This is a genomic window from Leptospira ainazelensis (genome assembly GCF_016918785.1).
Taxonomy (GTDB): Bacteria; Spirochaetota; Leptospiria; order Leptospirales; family Leptospiraceae; genus Leptospira; species Leptospira ainazelensis.
Window position 1 is genome coordinate 66618 of the sequence record NZ_JAFFPT010000013.1, and the last position, 18992, is coordinate 85609.

General features: G+C 41.1%; 15 protein-coding genes. 12 read left to right on the plus strand and 3 right to left on the minus strand.

The features are described from left to right. Positions 1–61 precede the first annotated feature (61 nt). From hisB to JWG44_RS03440, 7 genes are all read left to right on the plus strand, one after another. Positions 62–643, plus strand: a complete 582-nt coding sequence (gene hisB / locus JWG44_RS03410) for an imidazoleglycerol-phosphate dehydratase HisB (protein ID WP_408611865.1) — start codon at positions 62–64, stop codon at positions 641–643. After that, positions 640–1272 (plus strand): imidazole glycerol phosphate synthase subunit HisH, encoded by a 633-nt coding sequence (hisH, locus tag JWG44_RS03415; RefSeq protein WP_205273558.1) that lies wholly within the window; start codon positions 640–642, stop codon positions 1270–1272. Before hisB ends, hisH begins: the two co-directional genes overlap by 4 nt. After that, entirely contained in the window at positions 1269–1994 is a 726-nt protein-coding gene (gene hisA, locus JWG44_RS03420) for a 1-(5-phosphoribosyl)-5-[(5-phosphoribosylamino)methylideneamino]imidazole-4-carboxamide isomerase (RefSeq protein ID WP_205273559.1), read from the plus strand. Before hisH ends, hisA begins: the two co-directional genes overlap by 4 nt. 93 nt (positions 1995–2087) lie before the next feature. Next, positions 2088–3308 carry a vitamin K epoxide reductase/DsbA family protein gene (locus JWG44_RS03425; RefSeq protein WP_205273560.1) on the plus strand — a complete coding sequence of 407 codons (1221 nt, stop codon included), beginning with the start codon at positions 2088–2090 and terminating at the stop codon, positions 3306–3308. Positions 3309–3324: 16 nt separating this feature from the next. After that, entirely contained in the window at positions 3325–3849 is a 525-nt protein-coding gene (locus JWG44_RS03430; RefSeq protein WP_205273561.1) for a zinc ribbon domain-containing protein, read from the plus strand. Positions 3850–3855: 6 nt separating this feature from the next. After that, on the plus strand, positions 3856–5268 hold the full coding sequence (locus tag JWG44_RS03435; protein ID WP_205273562.1) for a PP2C family protein-serine/threonine phosphatase: 1413 nt from the start codon (positions 3856–3858) through the stop codon (positions 5266–5268). 99 nt (positions 5269–5367) lie between these two features. Next, on the plus strand, positions 5368–7179 hold the full coding sequence (locus JWG44_RS03440; RefSeq protein ID WP_205273563.1) for a DUF885 domain-containing protein: 1812 nt from the start codon (positions 5368–5370) through the stop codon (positions 7177–7179). 13 nt (positions 7180–7192) lie between these two features. On the opposite strand, the gene thiD is transcribed toward JWG44_RS03440, so the two are convergent. The 3 genes from thiD to JWG44_RS03455 are packed head-to-tail and all read right to left on the minus strand — an operon-like array spanning position 7193 to position 10274. Continuing rightward, positions 7193–8002 carry a bifunctional hydroxymethylpyrimidine kinase/phosphomethylpyrimidine kinase gene (gene thiD / locus JWG44_RS03445; protein WP_205273564.1) on the minus strand — a complete coding sequence of 270 codons (810 nt, stop codon included), beginning with the start codon at positions 8000–8002 and terminating at the stop codon, positions 7193–7195. Between the two features lie 47 nt (positions 8003–8049). Then, positions 8050–8424 carry an MGMT family protein gene (locus JWG44_RS03450; RefSeq protein WP_205273565.1) on the minus strand — a complete coding sequence of 125 codons (375 nt, stop codon included), beginning with the start codon at positions 8422–8424 and terminating at the stop codon, positions 8050–8052. Between the two features lie 47 nt (positions 8425–8471). Further along, positions 8472–10274, minus strand: a complete 1803-nt coding sequence (locus JWG44_RS03455; RefSeq protein WP_205273566.1) for a sensor histidine kinase — start codon at positions 10272–10274, stop codon at positions 8472–8474. 18 nt (positions 10275–10292) lie between these two features. Between JWG44_RS03455 and rsgA the strand changes: the two genes are divergently transcribed. From rsgA to JWG44_RS03480, 5 genes are all read left to right on the plus strand, one after another. Further along, positions 10293–11249 (plus strand): ribosome small subunit-dependent GTPase A, encoded by a 957-nt coding sequence (rsgA, locus tag JWG44_RS03460; RefSeq protein ID WP_205273567.1) that lies wholly within the window; start codon positions 10293–10295, stop codon positions 11247–11249. Next, complete coding sequence (locus JWG44_RS03465) at positions 11246–12556, plus strand: hypothetical protein (RefSeq protein ID WP_205273568.1); 1311 nt, start codon at positions 11246–11248, stop codon at positions 12554–12556. Before rsgA ends, JWG44_RS03465 begins: the two co-directional genes overlap by 4 nt. Before the next feature lie 132 nt (positions 12557–12688). Further along, positions 12689–13618, plus strand: coding sequence for a FecR family protein (locus JWG44_RS03470; protein WP_205273569.1), 930 nt, complete (start codon positions 12689–12691; stop codon positions 13616–13618). Between the two features lie 153 nt (positions 13619–13771). Continuing rightward, positions 13772–15391, plus strand: coding sequence for an LIC10124 family lipoprotein (locus JWG44_RS03475; protein ID WP_205273570.1), 1620 nt, complete (start codon positions 13772–13774; stop codon positions 15389–15391). Continuing rightward, positions 15388–18981: a tetratricopeptide repeat protein gene (locus JWG44_RS03480; RefSeq protein WP_205273571.1), complete on the plus strand. Its 3594-nt coding sequence runs from the start codon at positions 15388–15390 to the stop codon at positions 18979–18981. Before JWG44_RS03475 ends, JWG44_RS03480 begins: the two co-directional genes overlap by 4 nt. Positions 18982–18992: the final 11 nt, after the last annotated feature.

An 18992-nucleotide genomic window follows, 5' to 3' on the forward strand; every position in this document is an offset into this window, starting at 1 on the left:
TCATCCATTATTTTGGAATTCATTGACACGGAGGTCGTTCGGATTCTATGATCCAGGTAGAATGAAAGCTGAACGCAAAACCTCCGAAACCGAAATCAAACTGGAGATGAATCTCCGCGGAACCGGTAAGTATCGTTTTGATACTGAAATTCCTTTTTTTGAGCACATGCTTTCTCATATTTCCAAACACGGTTTGATCGATTTGGATCTCTGGCTGAGAGGAGATATTGAAATCGATTGTCATCACTCTGTGGAAGATACCGCAATTCTTCTGGGAAACACCATTCATAAACAACTCGGTGATAAGGCCGGAATTTTTCGATACGGACATTTTACTCTTACGATGGACGAGGTTCTCACCACGGTTGCCGTGGATCTCGGTGGTCGTTACTTTTTTAAATACACGGGCCCGGAACTTACCGGAAAATTCGGAATTTATGACGCCGAGTTGTCCCTAGAATTCTTACAAAAACTCGCTCTCAATGCGAAGATGAATCTTCACGTCGTCGTTCACTACGGCGACAACAGACATCATATTCACGAGTCTATCTTTAAGGCCTTGGGCAAGGCTTTGAGAATGGCGATTGCTCAAGATTCTGCGGCAGCGGGAGCGATTCCCTCGACAAAGGGAGTTCTTGAGTGATTGCAATTCTGGATTATGGAATGGGAAACATTCATTCCTGCATCAAAGCCGTTTCCCTTTATACAAATGACTTTGTTTTTACGAAGGATCGTGCTACGATTGAAAACTCGGACGCTTTGATTCTTCCCGGCGACGGTCATTTTGACAAGGCTATGGAGAATCTAAACGCGACGGGGTTGCGAGATACGATCGATAAACACGTAAGCGCAGGGAAACCTCTCTTCGGTATTTGTATCGGCTTTCAGATTCTTTTTGAATCTTCGGAAGAGATTGCCCAAGATACAAAAAAAGATCAGATCGAAGGTTTAGGTTATATCAAGGGAAAGATTCGCAAATTTCACGGTAAGGATTTTAAAGTTCCTCATATCGGTTGGAATCGTCTTCAGTTTCGTAAGAAGGATAAGAGTATTCTTTTGAAGGGAATTCCGGATCAGTCTTTCTTTTACTTTATTCATTCTTACAGGCCGACAGACGCGGAAGGAAACGCGATCACCGGACTCTGCGACTACTATCAGGAAAAATTTCCTGCGGTTGTTGAAAAAAATAACATCTTCGGCACTCAGTTCCATCCCGAAAAATCGCATACTCACGGACTTAAACTTTTGGAGAATTTTATTCAATCTGTATGATCATCATCCCCGCAATCGATTTATTAGATAATTGTGCAGTCCGTTTGTTCAAAGGAAACTACGAAGAAAAAAAAATCTATTCTTCAGAACCTTGGAAGCTCGCCGAAGGTTTTAGTAAGAATGGAGCTTCCTTGCTTCACTTGGTCGATCTCAACGGCGCGAGAAATCAGGTCGGCGTAAACGAACATTCTATCCTAAAAATCCGGGAAACGACTTCGCTAAAGGTTCAGTTAGGCGGAGGAATCCGAGATAAGGAAAAATTAGAATACTATCATAAAATCGGAATCGACCGCTTCATCATCGGGACCGCAGCCGTGACCGATCCGGATCTTCTAAAATTCGCTCTTGAAACCTATGGAAAGGATCGAGTCGTTGTCGCGGTGGATGCAAGAGACGGAATCGTTAAAATTTCGGGTTGGGAAAAAGATTCGGGCGTTCACTATCGGGATCTTTTGGAGAAGCTTGCAAAAGCAGGAATCGAACACGTGGTTTTTACGGACATCGCGCAGGACGGAACTCTGGCTGGACCAAATCTGGAAGCATATCGAGAAATTCTCAATTCGTTTCCTTTTCAAGTCATCGCCTCGGGGGGAATTTCTTCGCTCAAGGATCTTATGGATCTTTCTTCACTGGATACGAAAATTCCTCTCTACGGAGTGATCACGGGGAAAGCTTTATACGAAGGAAAATTAGATCTCGCGGAAGCGATTTCTTCACTCTAAGAAGGAAACGGAAGAAATCATCTGGATTTTTCTTTTCACTAAAAATGGAACTATGCATAAAGGTAAATCGATCTTACAGGATCGGGGAAATTCATGAATCAATTATCAAAAAATAAAATTTCGATCATTCTCTCTGCTTTAGGTCTGATCCTCTCCTTTCTTCTCATCCAAAAGTACTACGGAGATCCGAGCTCCGTCGGAGAAGCCCTTTGTAACGCAATCAGCGAATCCGGTTCCTGTGATAAAGTTTCCGAGAGTTCTTTTTCTGCGATTCGCAATGTTCCCGGTTTAGGAGATCTTCCAACCGCGCTTTTCGGCTTTATTTTTTACGGATTTGTAGGATTTCTTTTCGTTCTTTCAGAGATTAAAAAAGAAACTGCAGAATCGAATCTCCGTCTTGCATTTTACGTTTTACTATTGGGTTTGGTCGCGGATGTCGGACTGTTTATTATTTCGGTCGGTGTGATCAAAGCGTTATGCGGTCTTTGCGCCGCTACTTACGTGGTTACGATCGCACTGATTGTAGTAAATTATCCGGGGTTTAAATCGATCTCCGATAAATCAGTTTCCGCAGTAACAAACGGCCTAAACGGAAATTTTCTAAATCTTCTGATCGTAATTCTTTCTTTTTTTGTTTTCGGTTTTTACGGGGGAAGAATTTCTACCGGCGGCGGGAGTCTTGTTTCGGGTTCCGCTTCCGGTGAAAAAGCGATTCCAATTCTTCTAAAAGAATTCGAATCCACTCCTGCGGTTCAGATCGATCTAAAAGAAACTCCGATTGTAGGAGATCCGAACGCGCCGATTACGATCGTGAAATATGCCGACTTCAACTGCGGGCATTGTATGCACACGAGCAAAATTCTTAAATCCTTTCTCACCGAATACGACGGGATCATCAAAGTGGCTTATAAGAATTTTCCCTTGGACGGAAATTGCAATCGACTCGTTGGCAGAAAATCACCCGAAGCGAGTTCTTGTGTAGCCGCCAGCGCCGCGCTTTGTGCGAATCAACAAAACAAATTTTATCCGGTTTATACCGGTCTTTACGAAGACAATGAAACCGGTGTGATGCACACGGTTGCAACCGTAAGCAGACTTGCGGAGAAAAACGGTCTTAAAATGGATCAATTCCGCTCTTGTATGAGTTCCCCAAAAATCAGGGATCAAATCAATCGAGAAGTCGACGAAGCTGAAAAATTGAAAATCAATTCGACTCCGACTTTGTTTATCAATAATAAACCTCTTCCGAAAAGCGGAACTCCGGACGTAGACTTTTTGCGCCAATTGATCAATCAGCTTATCAGCCAAAGCTGATCGATTTTCGGAAACGATGGAGACGGAGAAACGATTTTGCAGGAATTGCGGAACCCATATTTTAGCGGATTCGCTTCAATGCGTTTTCTGCGGATCGTTTCAGTCGAGAGAGGGAATTCCGCTCTTACGTTTTCTTTCCGAAAGTAAATTTTTTAGAATTAAAATCCTATATCCCGGAATTCCGAGTTTCGGATTTTTTCTTCTGATATCGAGTTTCGTTTTTTGGAGAAATTTTATTCCCCTTTCCTTACCGATTTTATTTTTCTTTTGGTCGCTGGTTTTTTCCGTATCGGGCTGGATCGGAGAATTGATCCTGGATCTGAAATTCCGCGGAGACGTGAAGGATTTTCGAGAAGGTTTTATCGAATGGCAGAAACATCTCTATGACCGCTCCCCGTATCTTTCTTATCTTGGAATGATTTTGTTTGTCGCAACTCCCTTGATTCAATGGCAAAATTCTCTTTGGTTCTCTTTGGCTTCCGCTAGTATTTGGACCGCTTTGGTCTCTTTTATTTTTCTAGTCATCGTCCCACTGATTTAGAAATTTATGAATTTTTTTCATCTCAAAAGAACCTTTAAACTTCCGGTAACTCTCAACTGGATTTTGGGAGGAGGGTTTGTTTCCGTCCTTTTTTCCATTTTAAAATTTTTTAATACGGAAGGATTGGAAAAAGTTTCTTACGGCGAATTGATTCTATTTTTGGTAGTAAACGCAGTCACGGCTATTCCCTTAAATTATCAGTTGGCAAACGGACGCTGGAATCTTCAAAAATGGATGAAGATATCGTTTTACGTCTGGCATATCCCGATGCTACTTTTTAACGCCTGGCTCATGGTTCAAGTTCCGGATTTTATGGTCGTGATGCTCACGGCTTTGTACGCAAGTTATCTCGCGCCCTTCGGGATGATGGAAAGGCGGTATTTTATTCTTGGCGCGTTGATCTATTCGTTCTCTCTGTTTCTCTTTTATTTTACGGGCATTGCGGGAACCTCGCCTATTCGTCTGAGCGATAGAACTCTCGTGATTTTCTTTTTTATCTTCGTCTTAACGATTCTTTTGTATTTTTACTGGATGAGTATCGCTTCCGGTTTTCTAAAATCGCAAAGTTCAAAGGTTCAAAAACTTCTTCGAACTTCTCGAAAAGACAAACGCAAACTTTCCGAGGAGAGAAAGACCATCGAAGAATTGATGGCTCAGTTAAATAAGTCTTTTCAAATCATCAAAAAAGATCTGCTCACTGCCAAAAGAATCCAGAAGATAATGCTTCCTTCCGGTTTCGAACATTATTCCGATTTGGATATTCGCGCCGAGTATATTCCCAGAGACGAGGTCGGAGGAGATTTTTACGATATCACTCGCGTCAACGAAGGAGTCTATCGCCTCTTTTTGGCCGACGCAACCGGACACGGAGTTCAAGGCGCACTGATTACGATGGCGATCAAAGTCGGATACGAATTCTTAAAAAATTCAGGGAAACGACCGGGTGAAATATTAGAGATTTTGAATTCAGAGTTTATAGAAAAATTCAGATCTCTAAATCTCTATTATACTTGCATTCTTGTCGATCTTGATTTGAACAAAGGTGTCTTACGTTATTCTTCCGCCGGTCATCCAGATCAGATTTTGATGCAAAATTCGGAATTTATAACACTTTCAAATACGGGAAGAATGATAGGGCTTTCTCCCGCGTCCATCTACAAGGATAAAATTCTAAAGATTCATTCGGAAGATCAAGTTTTACTTTTTTCCGACGGTCTTTTCGAAGAACCGAATTTAAACAAAGAATTCTACGGTGAAAAAAGACTTCATAATTTATTAAAGAAGGAAAAAGAAAAAACATCACGGGAACTCGTAGATATTATTTTGGAAGACTTAGAAAAATTCACCGAAGGAACCGGTTTTCAGGACGATTTAACCGTAATTTGCTTACGAATTTCCAAGGATTCTTCGATCGGATAAACGTTTTCTTTTCCAAGGAAATAATAATTTTACCGAAATCCATTCGAGATACAAAAATAGAATTTTCATTCTTTCCCAGATCTTGTATTTTGTCACACTATGTTCAGTATAACGGCGCGAAAGCGGATCCTTTTCGGTTTTTTGTTTTTAATATTTCTTTCTTTCACCTTTCTCTTACATACCGTCTTCTTTAAACCGATAACACTCGGTCTTTTTTACGAAAAAGTTTTTTGGGAAGCCGTTTTAGACGATCCCGAATATCTTACGTCACTCGGTGTTCTCAACAATCTTGGGATCGACGGTTATCAAAAAAGACTAACCGATATATCGATTGAAAAACAAAAACAAGACCTGGAAAAAACAAAGAAAAATCTAGAAACTCTTCTTTCTTACGGAAAGGAGGGATTGGCGGATCAAGAACTGCTTTCTTTCGAAATTTTGGAATGGTCGCTTCGTCTTCGGATCGCGGGCGAAAGATTTTTGTTTCACGATTATCCAGCCAATCAGTTATTCGGAGTTCAAAGCCAAATTCCGACTTTTTTAGTCACACAACATCCGCTAAAGTCATCCAAAGACGTGGAGAATTATATCCTTCGATTGGGTGCGGTTCCTAAAAAAATCGATCAATTGATCGCAGGAATTTTACTTCGCGATCAGAATCGGATTCTTCCTCCTGATTTTATCTTAGATCGTTTGATCTCGGAGGTGTCGGGTTTTATTTCAGTTCCCGCGAGGGAGAATATTCTCTATGCAGCCTTTGAAAAAAAACTCAGAAAGATAGAATCCATTCCAAAAGAAAAACAAGACCTTTATCTCATTCAAGTTCAGAATTCTATCGTTACTCAGATTTTTCCCGCATATTCCAAATTGCTGAACTTATTTAACGAGCAAAAAAAGCACTCCGATTCAAGAGCGGGAGTTTGGAAACTTCCGGACGGAGATCAATACTATTCTCACGAATTAAAAAAACATACTACGACCGACTTAACCCCGGAAGAGATTCACAATATCGGTCTTTCCGAAGTGTCGCGAATTCAGACCGAGATGAAAACGATTCTAAAAGGACTCGGTAAAAATCAACCGATTCCGGCGGCAATGGCCGCGCTTCGAAAAGAATCCCAATTCTTATTTCCGGATACCGAAGAGGGAAAACTTCAAGCTTTAAAAGAATATAAGAATATTCTAAAGGACGGCGAGGAAAAAACCAAAGCCCTTTTTTTAAGAATGCCCGATGGAAAAGTCGAAGTGGAAAGAATTCCCGTTTTTAAAGAAAAAACGGCGCCGGGCGCTTACTATGACGAGCCTGCTTTGGACGGCTCCAGACCCGGAATTTTTTACGCTAATCTCAGAGATACGAAGGAGATTCCGAAATTTGGGATGAGAACCCTTACCTATCACGAAGCGATTCCCGGTCATCATTTGCAGATCGCGATCATGCAGGAACTAAAAGGGCTTCCTCGTTTTAGAAATACGATTACGTTTACGGCTTATGTCGAAGGTTGGGCGCTGTATGCGGAAAGACTTGCGAAAGACTATCGTTTTTTTGAAGACCCATATTCCGATTTAGGAAGGATGCAGGCTGAACTTTTTCGAGCTGTTCGTTTAGTAGTGGATACAGGGCTGCATCATAAACGTTGGACTCGGGAAGAGGCGATTTCCTATATGATGCAGAATACGGGAATGGCCGCTAAGGATGTTACCGCCGAAATCGAAAGATATATCGTTTATCCCGGACAAGCCTGTTCTTACAAACTTGGAATGTTAAAAATTTTAGAACTTAGGGAATCGGTTCGAAAAAACAAAAAGGAAAAGTTCGATATCCGCGAATTTCATTCCGTTGTTTTGGATAGCGGTTCTTTGCCTCTTACGATTCTTGAGAGGTTGGTAAAAGAGAAATTGTTAAGCGAATAAAAATAAACCGAATTCAGTCTGCAATCTTCGGCGTATGATTTAAGGTTCTATCCTTTCCCGCGGTATATGCCTGTTCGATGGCTGCGTGGAGGTATTCCTTCGCTTTACCCACGGCTTCTATAAGAGAATTACCTAACGCCAAATACGAGGTAATCGCGGAAGAATAGGTGCATCCGGTTCCGTGTGGATAGAATCCGCTTATGAAAGGTTTTTCAAAGTAAGAAGTTCCATTTCCATCGTAGAGAATATCAAGAGCGATTTTCTCGTTTTGTAGATGCCCGCCCTTTAAGAGAACGGGAACTTTAAATCTTTCGAAAATTTCTTTGGCAAGGTCCGGCATTTCGGCGCGGCTTCCGATTTTTTTTCCGGAAAGAATTTCGGCCTCGTCCAGGTTTGGTGTAATCAGTCCCGCCAACGGAATCAGCCGATTCAATAAAGCTTCGATTGCGGAATCCTGTAAAAGTTTAGCTCCACTTGTAGCGACCATCACGGGATCGATCACTAAAAAAAAAGTTTCCTTTTCCTTACGAGCCGATAAAAGGGAATGTGTTCTTTCAATAATCGCAGTTGAAAACAACATTCCCGTTTTGATCGCCTTGACCGTAAAGTAATCCATCACCGCGCGAATTTGTTTTTCTAAAAAGTCCGCGTTCACTTCTAAAATTCCGGTAACGCCCGATGGATTTTGCGCCGTTAGACAGGTAATCGCGGAAGTTCCAAAGGTTCCCAGCGCGGTGAACGTTTTGAGATCGGCTTGGATTCCGGCTCCGCCTCCGGAATCCGATCCGGCGATCGTAAGAGTGACAGGTTTGATTTTGTTCATGGATGACTTTCTTTGATAAGTTCGGACAGTTCTAAAAGAGGAAAACCTTATTTTCTTTTTTTACGCGGAGTCGATTTTTGTATTAGGTTTGGCCATCCAAAAACTTCGAGATCCACAATCTCGTTCACGCTGAATTTTATTCCTTCGTCTTCCAATATTTTTTTTTGAAGAATCGAACGTCCCGTATCTCCCCGAAAAGAAATTTTTCCCTGACTATTGATCACTCTTTGCCAAGGAACTTTTTGTTCCTGACTTTTGGAAAGCGCGTTGAGGGCATAACCCACCGCTCGAGCCGCCCTCGGTTTTCCAAGAAGTGAAGCGATTCTTCCGTAAGAAGTGACTTTTCCTTTTGGAACTTTTTTTACCAATGTATAAACTTCCTTAAAAAAAGAGGTTTCTTGAATGTCTGTTTCTTTTTTCACGTTACGCGCTTTTGGATTCTTTGTTTGAAATTATTTTTATCAAAATTCTAAGTTGCGACAAACTCCGGGTTTACGGGCAATTCTACCCGGAAAGTCGTTTTTCCTGGAACCGAAGTTAAGGTGATTCTTCCTTTGTGCTTTTCCACAATCCCTTTGACGATTCCCAAACCGAGTCCGGTTCCTTCTCCCTGATCTTTTGTCGTAAAGAACGGATCCCAAATTCGATCCTGAATTTTCGAAGGAATACCGGGTCCGTTGTCTTCGATTTGAACGATCACCAAATCTCCGGATTGAAAGACTGAGATTTCGATTCTTCCGTCGCCTTTGAGCGCTTGAACCGCATTCTGAATAAGATTGGTCCAAACCTGATTCAGCTCGTCCGGGTTGCATACTACCATCGGAATTTCCGAAAAATTTCGGACGACTTCGATTCCGTATTTCACCTGGTTATGAAGTATGACTAACGTTGTCTCCAAACCCTCGATTATATTCGCGGGAGATAAAGTTTTGGATTGATCCAAATGAGAATAGGACTTCAAAGCTTTTACGATCCTTACTACGTTTCGAATAGCGTATCGGATATTCTTGATATTTCGATTGATATGAGTCGCGTTTTTGAGCATCAAATAGCCCCGGTCGTCGTCCTCGATGATCACCTTGTAGATATATTTTCTTTCTTCTCCGATTTGATTTTCGATGATAAAATTGGAAAGTTCGGCGGAGATCGCCTCGCTGAAATTCATCCGTTTCATTTCTTCACGAAGTTGATTTTTTAAACGGAACTTCTCTCTCGAATCCAAATCGGATCTTTTTTTATCCCTTAGAAGGTGAAGAAGCGCCAACTCAAAATTCTTTCTTAGAATCCGATTTTCCGCCAAAAGAACGATGTCGAAAATATTTCTTACAAGATAGTTCATGTTCTGATCGAGATTGTCTGCTGCGCCGTTGATCACTCCCGCCGGAGTGTTGATCTCGTGAGCGATTCCTGCGACCATGATACCGAGCGAAGCCATTTTTTCGGACATGATCAATTGAGATTGTGCGTTCTCTAATTCTCTCGTTCGGATCCTAACCTTTTCTTCCAGTGTTTCAGTCAACTCGATCAAACGTTCGTAAAAGATCGCGTTGGAAAGGGACATCACCGATACGGAACGAATCTCGTTTAGTTTTTCGATTTCCGAAGAAGTGTATTTTTTTTGATTCTTTCTTTCTCCTAAAACGATCATTCCCAATAAACTTTTGTTCAAGATCAAAGGAACAACAAGCTCGGCTTGTGTAGTTGTAAAAAAGATTTCAGCGGACTTTCGAATTTTACTCAGATACGGATCGGTTTCAAATTCTTTAAAATTGTAAATTTTATCGTTTTCGGTGACCCAAAGAAGAAATGGATCGAAAATAAAAAATTGTATTTCGCCCGAGTCGGGAAACGGGGCGAATTTTCCCATTTCCTCTTTCCATAAAAAGATCGTAACTTTTTTTGTCGGAATTACGCTCTCAATGAACTTTAGAATTTTCTCACATACGAGTTCGGTTAGATTCGTGGCGATGAGATCGTTTTTAAATTTATCTAATACGGAAAGATACTTTACGATTTCTATGTTCGAAGATTGGAGAAAAGGAAAAATTCTTCCTAAGAATTTTCCGGAAACTCTTCTTAGAATTCGAATGGATAAAATATAGACTAAAAAACCTAGAAGGGCTCCCGGAATGAGAGTTAGGAATATTCTAAGAATTTCGAAAGAAAAGAAATGGAATGACTGCAAAATTAGGACGGAGATAAGCTGAAAACCAGCTATCAAGAGAATCAGATAAACGATCGGCCCTAAGGCGTTGAGTCGACGGGTAGGCATAGAAAACGCGTAAGAATCATGTTAGATCAGGATAAATCAGTCAAAGAGTTTTTTACCATTTCTCGTGTTTACGGGGCTTACTATGAAATTTATTCACCGGAACGGGGAACTGTAAGGGCTTTTCTAAGAGGAAAGTTGCGGACGATTGCCGCAGAAGAACGACATCCTTTTGTAGTAGGCGATCGGATTCTCGCGGAGCCGTCATCCGGTCAGGATTGGGTGATTTCCGAGAGAATGGAAAGAAAATCTTTCCTAACAAGAAAAAGCCGGGAAGGGGATACGCAGGTGCTTTGTGCAAACGCGGATCAAACCGCGGTCCTGGCCTCGCTCAAATCTCCCGAAACAAAAGACGGATTTATCGACCGTTGTCTCGCAGCGGTTTATACGTCCCGAACCAAACCTCTGATTTTATTCACAAAATTGGATTTAGTTTCGAAAGAAGAAGCGGAGGTTCGTTTGAAGGTGTATCGAAGTCTCGGATATCAGGTTCTTGGGGTTTCCTGTACAACAAACGAAGGAATTCCGGAATTGCAGGAATATTTAAAAGGAAAAGCGACATTCTTAGTCGGAAATTCGGGCGTAGGCAAGTCTACTCTACTCAATTTATTGACTCAAAAACAAATCCAAAAAACTTCCGGAATCAGCGTTTCAAAGGACAAAGGAAAACATACTACCACGAATTCTCTTTTGCTCGCATTGAACGACGGAACTACTCTGATCGATTCTCCCGGAATCAAAGAATGGGGAATTCTTCACCTAAAAAAAGAAGAAATAATGGAGAGTTTTCCCGAACTCTTTAGTCAAAAAAAGAATTGTGAAGAATCAAATTGTTGCATACTTTCATCCAATTGCGCGATGATTAAAACATTAGAAAGTGATCGTATTACGTTAGAAAGAAAAAAAAGTCTCGAATCTATGCTTGCAAGTCTTGATAATCCCCATAGAGTCACACGGAGAGATAGAATTTCAAAATGAAAGTGACCCATTCCAGTCTAGAATTCGATTCCATCGACGATCTTATCGATTTTACGAAAGAATTTGAAACCGGATCTATGATTCGTTTTCTTTCACCGATCGAAGACAATTCCGGAAACGTCTTAGTAAAGGAAGAGGTTCAAGTAAAGGAATCCGCGCTCACACGTCTGAGAGATATCAAAGGACAGTACAATCCGAAATTCGACGTTAAACTAAACAAAGAACTTTTGGAACAAATCCAGAATATTTTAGCGATCAAAGTCGTGGATCAGTTGAAAATTTCGGACATGAAGTTTCTGAAATTTATGTATGAGAATTCCATCTATAATTACAAAGGGATCATTCGAAATTCCTTACATTCCAAAAAAACGGTTCTCACACTTTTGAAGGCTTATAATCAAAACGCTAATTTTTTTAAATATATAAGCGAGTTGGGGCTTTTGTCCTTGGGGATCGTCATGATTCCCGATACGATGAAGTTTCGTTTGTTAAGAAGATACGCCTTTACTGCGGGAATTCTTATGGATATTCCGAGAATCCACGTGGTTCCATACGCAAAACTTCCAAGCGAAGACGGCGAAAAAGTTCGCGTCGCAAAAGGATGCTCCGATATATTACAAAAATTAGATCTTCAAGATTTTATTTATCCTGCGATCGCGAATCATATTCCTTTAGGAATGATGGAAAATCCCGATAAACCGATCTCAATCGAAAAAACGGGCCAGTCCGAAAGTCTGGATGAGACTTTCTTAGACGATATTCTTTCGAACGACGGGGAAAGCGATAGTAATCAATCTTCCAGTCGAGAAGACGCAATTCCGGAAAAGGCTTACGACTTTTTTCAAGCTTTGCTGACCGATACTCTAAAACTGGCTCGATACATCGCAAACGTTAGTCACAATGCGACTGACAAGGATTATGTGATGGAAGAATTGGTTTATTACATCGCTTATAACACTTCCAGAAAATACTTCGACGAATTGTTGGCAAATCCTTTGGTTTCCATTTTTAAGGAATTTGAAACCAACGTAAAACGATTGAGAAAGATAGCCGAAGTGGAAATGAAATGTATGTATCCTCCTTCCGCTTGGGCGTATCCAAAACCGAAATCGAGCCAGGTTCTTTGTAAAAATAAAGTTTGGGATTGTCCGAACATTGTCATGGGCTGGGATATTCATGTGATTACGGCGCAAGAAGCCTTTGGCTGGGTGGGGACAAGTTTACCGATCGATAATTATCCAAAATGCAAACTGGAAGAAGAATTGGACGACATTTCCATCGAATCGGAAAAACCAAAGAAAAAGTAGTTTTGAAGTCGATTGTTCCCAATTTTGTTGGAAAATTCTTCTTTCTTATGGTATAACTAAAACTGAGTTCTTGCAATTTTTTCCTTGTAAGTCTGTTAGTAAAAGTGCATCCTTTTGATGTTCGGGGGTAATATGAAACGTTCTCTATTAATAATGATCAGCTACGGTCTTTTGGCCGTATTGATGGCTTGTAGCACAAATAAATCTTCCGGTAGTGATCAGGTAAAAACTGAATCGGAAGCCGCAGTTGCAAGAATCGTTTGGGTTCTTGGCGACGTGAAAATTCTTTCCGATGCCGGGGAGAAAAAAGCGGAATTAGGCGTTGCGCTGGGCGCTACGGATCGTGTAGTAACGGGAGCTAACGGCGGCGCGGAAATCATGGTGGCCGAAAGTGGAATCATCAAGATGTCTAAAAATTCGGACATCGAAATTTCCAGTCTCATGAATCCGAATGGTTCCGATACAAACGTTCAGGTGAACTACGGAAAGATCGTAACAATGGTGAAAAAGGGTCAGAAGAACACCGAATTTACGGTTTCTACTCCGACGGCTCTCGCCGGAGTGCGTGGAACGTCTTTCCTAACGTCAGTGGAAAGTCCTGAAGGATCCAAAGTAAATTGTGCAAAAGAAAGCTGCACAGTTCGGTTTGCGGTCATCGAAGGAAGCATCGCGGTTTCCAAAAAAGGAGATTCTTCGGAAGTTATTCTCAGCAAGAATCGCGAGCTTAGAATCGAGAAGAATCAAAAACTCACCGACAAGCTGATCCGCTCGCTTCAAAAAGATTCTTTAACCGAAATGAAGGAACTGATCGTCCTTCATAAAAATGAAACTTTCGAATACGGAAAACTGGTGGAAGAATTGAAATCCTCCAGCGAGGAACTCAAAATCCTGAGTCAGTCCGGTTCCGTGGAAGAAGTAAAAGCTGAATTCCAGAAACGGGAAGCGACTCGAAACAATGCGGATGAAGTAACTAAAACCGCAAAAGCCGTGAACGAGACCAAATACGTTCAACAAGATGTACAAAAGGAAAAGTTAAAGTTAAATCCGAAAGAAAGCTTCTAGTCCTTCGACTTACCCTGAATTCGGTGCAAAACCGGGGAAATTTCCCCGGTTTTTTATTTTTAATCCGTTCTTCGAAAATTACGGATGATCCCTTCCGTTAAATTTTTTATACTGGATTTCTCATTCAACTTGGTGGAAAATAATTGAATTATTATGAAATTTATTTTTAAACCTTTCAGAGTCTTTACACTCTCTTTTTCTTTCTTACTGATTCTTATAGATTGTTCCTCGGTTCAAAAAATTGAAAATTTCAATTCGGTTTTGCAAGAGCCGGTCTATAAGGCTTTAAAAGAGGAAGAAGTGATTCTTGGAAACAGTTCCGAGACTGATTATAAAATTCGGAAAGAAGGAAATCCAACACCGATTTTCGCATTTGGTCCCATCGAAGTTCCTAAAGATATGGATCCAAAACTATCGGCGTTTTTATCCGATGAAGTGCGATTGATCTGGGCCAAAGTAAAAGGAAAACAAGTTCGTTTTTCGGATGCGGTTTGGAAGAATTCTATACGATTGACCGAAGAATTTAAGAAACAAAAGGTAGACGCAGTCGTTCGAACCGATATCCGGGAGTTGAACGGAAAATGGATCGTAAGTCAGAAGATCACGGATCCGGTAAACGAGATCGTCTATGGAAACGTTAGCGGTTCCTTTCAACCTCCTTTAGCGCAAACGGAAACTCCGGTCAATCAGGTATTCTACTTAAAACACGGTTCGGGAGTTCTTGCATTGGATCCGAAATCCTCTCTCGTTCCGATCTGGGAAAAATCTCTGAGTTCGGGGGAGATCGATTCTATCTTAAAAAAATCCGTTCAAGGTTATTTATCCTTTAGCGCATCTTCTGCCGATACGGAAGTATTATTCCAAGGGGAGAAGATCGGAATCGCTTCTTTTCGAAATTATCCGCTTCCGGAAGGGCTCCAGCAGATTCAAATTACCCGGCCCGGTCAGAAAGATATCAACAAATCGATTCAAATCCGCTCGGGACAAACCGTTACTATCTACCAAGAATGGAAAGAGGATCGGACCTTAGGCGGTCTTCGTATTTTGAGTTTCCCCGAAGCATTACAAGTTGCTCTGGACGGCTTTCGAACGGGAGAAACTCCTTTTTATCGAAGTAATTTGAGTCCGGGTGCGCTCCAATTGGAATTGGTTCGGGATACGGAAAACGGACCGCTTGTTTATTACGAAGGTCAGTTGGTCGTTGATGCCGACAAGGTTACGGAAATCGCGCTTCCATTCAAAACCGGGAACTTGGTTTCCGAGCCGGAATTTTGGAAATTATCCGGAGAAAAAGGATTTCAAGCGATTTCAGGAAATACATTAGATTTTAAGAATGTTTCGGCTTTGCCTCCCGGTTGGTTTGGAGTTTTTTCGACTCCGTTTGTTCCGGAAAGTCTTGAAATTCGCGGAATCATTCCGATCACTGCGGACTCGGATTCGGGGATTGTCGCTATTTCTTTTCATACCGCAAAAAAAACGGTAAGTTTAGAATATGAAAAAGAAAGACTCAGTCTTTATTCCTTTCCATCCACAGGGACAAATATCGGAACTTATAAGTTTATAAAGGAAGAAAAGGAAGAGGGGCGTCCGTTTCGAATCGTAACCGATACGAAAGAAGGAACGATTCGTTTTTATCTTGGTTATTCCAAAGTATTGGAAGATACGATAGAAGCTTCCGGAGTTTGGAGAATTTCGATTCTCACCAGAGGTGAAAAGTTCTCAAAACGAGCTCCGTTAAAAAATCTTCAGATAGAATACAAAGGATATAAATGAAAGGTTTGAATTTCATGAAAAGTAATATTATATCGATTCTCATTTTCGCATTGATCGGCGGACAATTTTTTGTTAATTGTTCGAGTAAGGATTTTAGAAAATCTCAGACACAAGACGGAGTTTTGGAAAAAGACGCCGCAACTCGTGAGAAGCTGAAAAGGGTTTCGAAAATTCTAAACGACGGAAATTCTTTTTTCCAAAAAGGAAATTTTGGAAAGTCTTTAGAAAAAGCCAATCTCGCGATCAATACATATCCCACCGCTCCCGGTTATTACTTAGCCGGTATTTCGGAATATAAACTCGGTAAAAACCAGGAAGCTCTTCTTTCTTTGAAAAAAGGAACGGAAGTGGATCCCGAAAACGAGCAAATTCTTCTTACGTTAGGCATCATTTATACGGCGGAAGGAAAGAACGAAAGTGCGATCGAAGTTTATGGAAAACTGGAAACACTTCCCGTAAAAGATAAATACAACTATTCATTCAAAAAAGCCGTTCTTTTAAAGAATCAAAACAAGTTTGAAGAAGCCTATTCCACGCTGAAAAAGATTCCTCCTAAAGATTTCGCATATCCGGCGCAGTTGAATATGCAGCTCGGAGACGCAGCCGTTCAGTTAAAAAAATACGAAGAAGCCGAAGTTTACTTTGAAGAAGCGAGAAAGAACGATCCTGAATTACTTTCTGCGAAAAAGTCTGCCTCTGTGACTCGTGTGGCGTCTGCCTTGGAAAGCGGAAATCAGGCGATGCGTCGTAAAAATTATAAAGAGGCCGCCGGGCATTTTCAAACTGCGGTTCAAAATGATCCAAAAAATCCGACTCCCTATATCTTTCTTGGAAATTCGAAAATTTTATTGGGAGAATTCGAATCGGCTCTCAAGGCATTTGAAACATCCCTTTCTCTCAAATCCGATTACCCCGAAGCGATTTCAGGAATTGCGGCCGTTCATTACAAAGCAGGCAACTTTCGTAAGTCGGTCGCCGTTTTAGAAAAAGCTACAACTCTTTTTCCGAACAACGCGATCTTTCAAAATCAAATGGGTTTGAATATGAAAGGTCTGGGTGAACCTGCGAAAGCCCTCGTGTATTTTACGAGAGCTCAGGAATTGGATCCCACATTTGCGGAACCTGTTACGAACTTAGTATTTCTTTTGATCGCTGAAAATCGTTATAAGGCCGCGAGAAAGGAAGCGGATTCTTTAAAATCGGAAGCTGAAAAAAAACAGATCGTTGCATTTATCGACGTTTCGGAACAAATCTACGAAGGGGATCGACATCTCAGAAAAGGCGATACAAAAGGAGCAAAAGTTTTTTATGAAAAAGCTAAAAAAGCTTCTTCCGAAGAACCTTCCGTCTATAACGCTTTCGGGCGTTTGTATTTCATCTCCGGAGAACCGAAAATTTCCGAAGAAAATTTTAAAAAAGCACTCTCGATCGATAAACAAAACATTCCCGCGCTTCAAGGGTTGATCCGACTTTATTCTTCTCAGAAGAATCACAATCTGGTAAATCAATACACAAAAGAGCTCGAGAATCTTACCGGCAACGATCCCTCCGCCGCGATCGTTTTAGGACGAACTTACGAGGATAAAAAAGAATACGATAAGGCTGAATCGGTTTATAAAAATCTTCAGAAAAAATTTCCGAACAACGAAGCGGTTAACTTTCGTTTGGCGATGTTGTATTATAAAATCGCTTTGGAAGAAAATGAAAAGAGCAATCATGATTCGGCGATCAATTGGATCGGAAAGGCCGAGAAATTATCGAAGGATATTCCGGAGATCGCCGAAACTCGTAAAACGATTCAGGAAAACCAAAAGTTTGCGACCGTAATTCCGACCATTCAAAAAGCGAACAGACTTTTCGATACGGCTCATTATGAAAAAGCGATTCCTCTTTATCAGGAAGCGTTTCAAAAAACGGGCAAGCTTACTCTTTACGTTAAGATTGCCGAATGTTATCTCGCGCTTGGAAACGAGGAAAAAGGGATTTCTATGTTGGAAAATCCCCCGCAAGGAACGAGAAACTTACAAAGTCGCGAGGCAATCTACGCGTTCTTATTGAGAAAGGGTGAAATTGATAAGGCCGAAGAAGGATTTAAAGAAATTCTCGCGAAAAAACCGGATTCTTATTATAGCCATTATCAGATGGGAATCATTCACCTTCAGAAGAAAAAATACGAAGCTTCGATCGATTCGTTTGATCGTTCGATTCTACTCAACACGGATTTTGTGGCTGCGAGAATCGGAAAAGGAATTTCAACGTATCATTCCGGAAATAAAAAACTCGCGAAGGAAGAATTTGAAGCCGCGATGCAGCAGGATTCCGATAACGAGCTCGCTCCTTACAATATCGGAATCATTCTCTTTAATGACAATCTTTACAACGAAGCGGTGACGATCTTTAAAGATATCATTCAAAAGAATCCGGATTTCCCGGACGCTCACTACGAACTTTCCTATATCTTCTATAAACGCGGAGATTTTGAACAGGCTGAAAAAGAGATTCGCCGGGCTTTGGAATTGGAAAGAAGCGCGAGAAATATTTTTGCGCTCATTCGAATCCTCTCCGAACAAAAAACGAAAATGGCGCTTCCTGCAATCAAAAAAGAAGTACTGGATTTAGGAAGAGAGATCGCCGAAAAATTCCCAACTTCACCTTACGCAACGCAGGCGGAAAGATTGGTCATCGCCGACGATAATAATCCCGTTATCCTTCAATCGTATCAGAGCCGGGGAAAGTTGATCGGGGTTCCGATTCTCATTAATAATTCCGTAATTCTAAATTATGGGACGAGCGTCGAATCCTTGGATAAGGACCGCGGAATTCGTAACTGGAGAATTCAAACTTCCACTCCATTGAAGTTTATCTTCGCCGATAAACGATTGGTCGGTATTTCCGAAAAGAAAATAGAAGTATTGGATCTCAAAACGGGAATCGTATTAAGAGATTCTAAACTTCCTTCGGGAGAAGTAAGAAAGGCGGCCATTTCCGGAGAAAATATCTTAGTCGAAATCGTTTCCGGAAAAAATTCTAAAATTTATAGTTTTTCCGATCAACTTGAGCAGAACGGTTCCGTTGTCTTTGAAGGTTCTTTTTGGTCGGGAATTAAATCGGGAACATTATTTATCGTTAGTAATAAAAACGGAATCGAAGCGCAGGTTTATGATTCTTCATTAAAAGATTTGAATGCGAAAAAAATTCAGCAGAAGGGGACCGGAGATCTTCGTTATCTTGGTTCTTACGAAACGGGAATCTTTTTTCTCTCCGGTAAAAAAATCGTTTCGATCGACGACAAAAACGTTTCCTCCGTTGATCTTCCGGCGGAATCTGCTTCACTCTTTGTGGTTCGTTCGCCTTATCTTTGGTTTCATTCGGGAAAAACCGTCTACCGAGTCGAGTCGGGTTCTTTGAAGTCGGTTTCGTTTAACGTAGAATCTTCCGATATCGAAGGAATTCTTCCGGGTAAAAAAGACGACAGCATAGTTCTTTTTAGATCGGGAAAGGCGATTCGTTACGGTTTGGATGGAAAGCCGCTCTGGACTTATCCGCTGAAAGACGAAGAGGGAAAGATTTATTCCTTAGTCTATCGTTGATGACCGAGAGG

Bases quoted from the DNA above. Each gene is read 5' to 3' on its own strand.
- JWG44_RS03475 (WP_205273570.1), top strand. From the start codon at position 13,772: ATGAAATTTATTTTTAAACCTTTCAGAGTCTTTACACTCTCTTTTTCT.
- JWG44_RS03435 (WP_205273562.1), top strand. From the start codon at position 3,856: ATGAATTTTTTTCATCTCAAAAGAACCTTTAAACTTCCGGTAACTCTC.
- hisA (WP_205273559.1), top strand. From the start codon at position 1,269: ATGATCATCATCCCCGCAATCGATTTATTAGATAATTGTGCAGTCCGT.
- JWG44_RS03425 (WP_205273560.1), top strand. From the start codon at position 2,088: ATGAATCAATTATCAAAAAATAAAATTTCGATCATTCTCTCTGCTTTA.
- JWG44_RS03430 (WP_205273561.1), top strand. From the start codon at position 3,325: ATGGAGACGGAGAAACGATTTTGCAGGAATTGCGGAACCCATATTTTA.
- JWG44_RS03465 (WP_205273568.1), top strand. From the start codon at position 11,246: ATGAAAGTGACCCATTCCAGTCTAGAATTCGATTCCATCGACGATCTT.
- JWG44_RS03440 (WP_205273563.1), top strand. From the start codon at position 5,368: ATGTTCAGTATAACGGCGCGAAAGCGGATCCTTTTCGGTTTTTTGTTT.
- thiD (WP_205273564.1), bottom strand. From the start codon at position 8,002: ATGAACAAAATCAAACCTGTCACTCTTACGATCGCCGGATCGGATTCC.
- JWG44_RS03455 (WP_205273566.1), bottom strand. From the start codon at position 10,274: ATGCCTACCCGTCGACTCAACGCCTTAGGGCCGATCGTTTATCTGATT.
- JWG44_RS03470 (WP_205273569.1), top strand. From the start codon at position 12,689: ATGAAACGTTCTCTATTAATAATGATCAGCTACGGTCTTTTGGCCGTA.
- JWG44_RS03480 (WP_205273571.1), top strand. From the start codon at position 15,388: ATGAAAGGTTTGAATTTCATGAAAAGTAATATTATATCGATTCTCATT.
- rsgA (WP_205273567.1), top strand. From the start codon at position 10,293: ATGTTAGATCAGGATAAATCAGTCAAAGAGTTTTTTACCATTTCTCGT.
- hisB (WP_408611865.1), top strand. From the start codon at position 62: ATGAAAGCTGAACGCAAAACCTCCGAAACCGAAATCAAACTGGAGATG.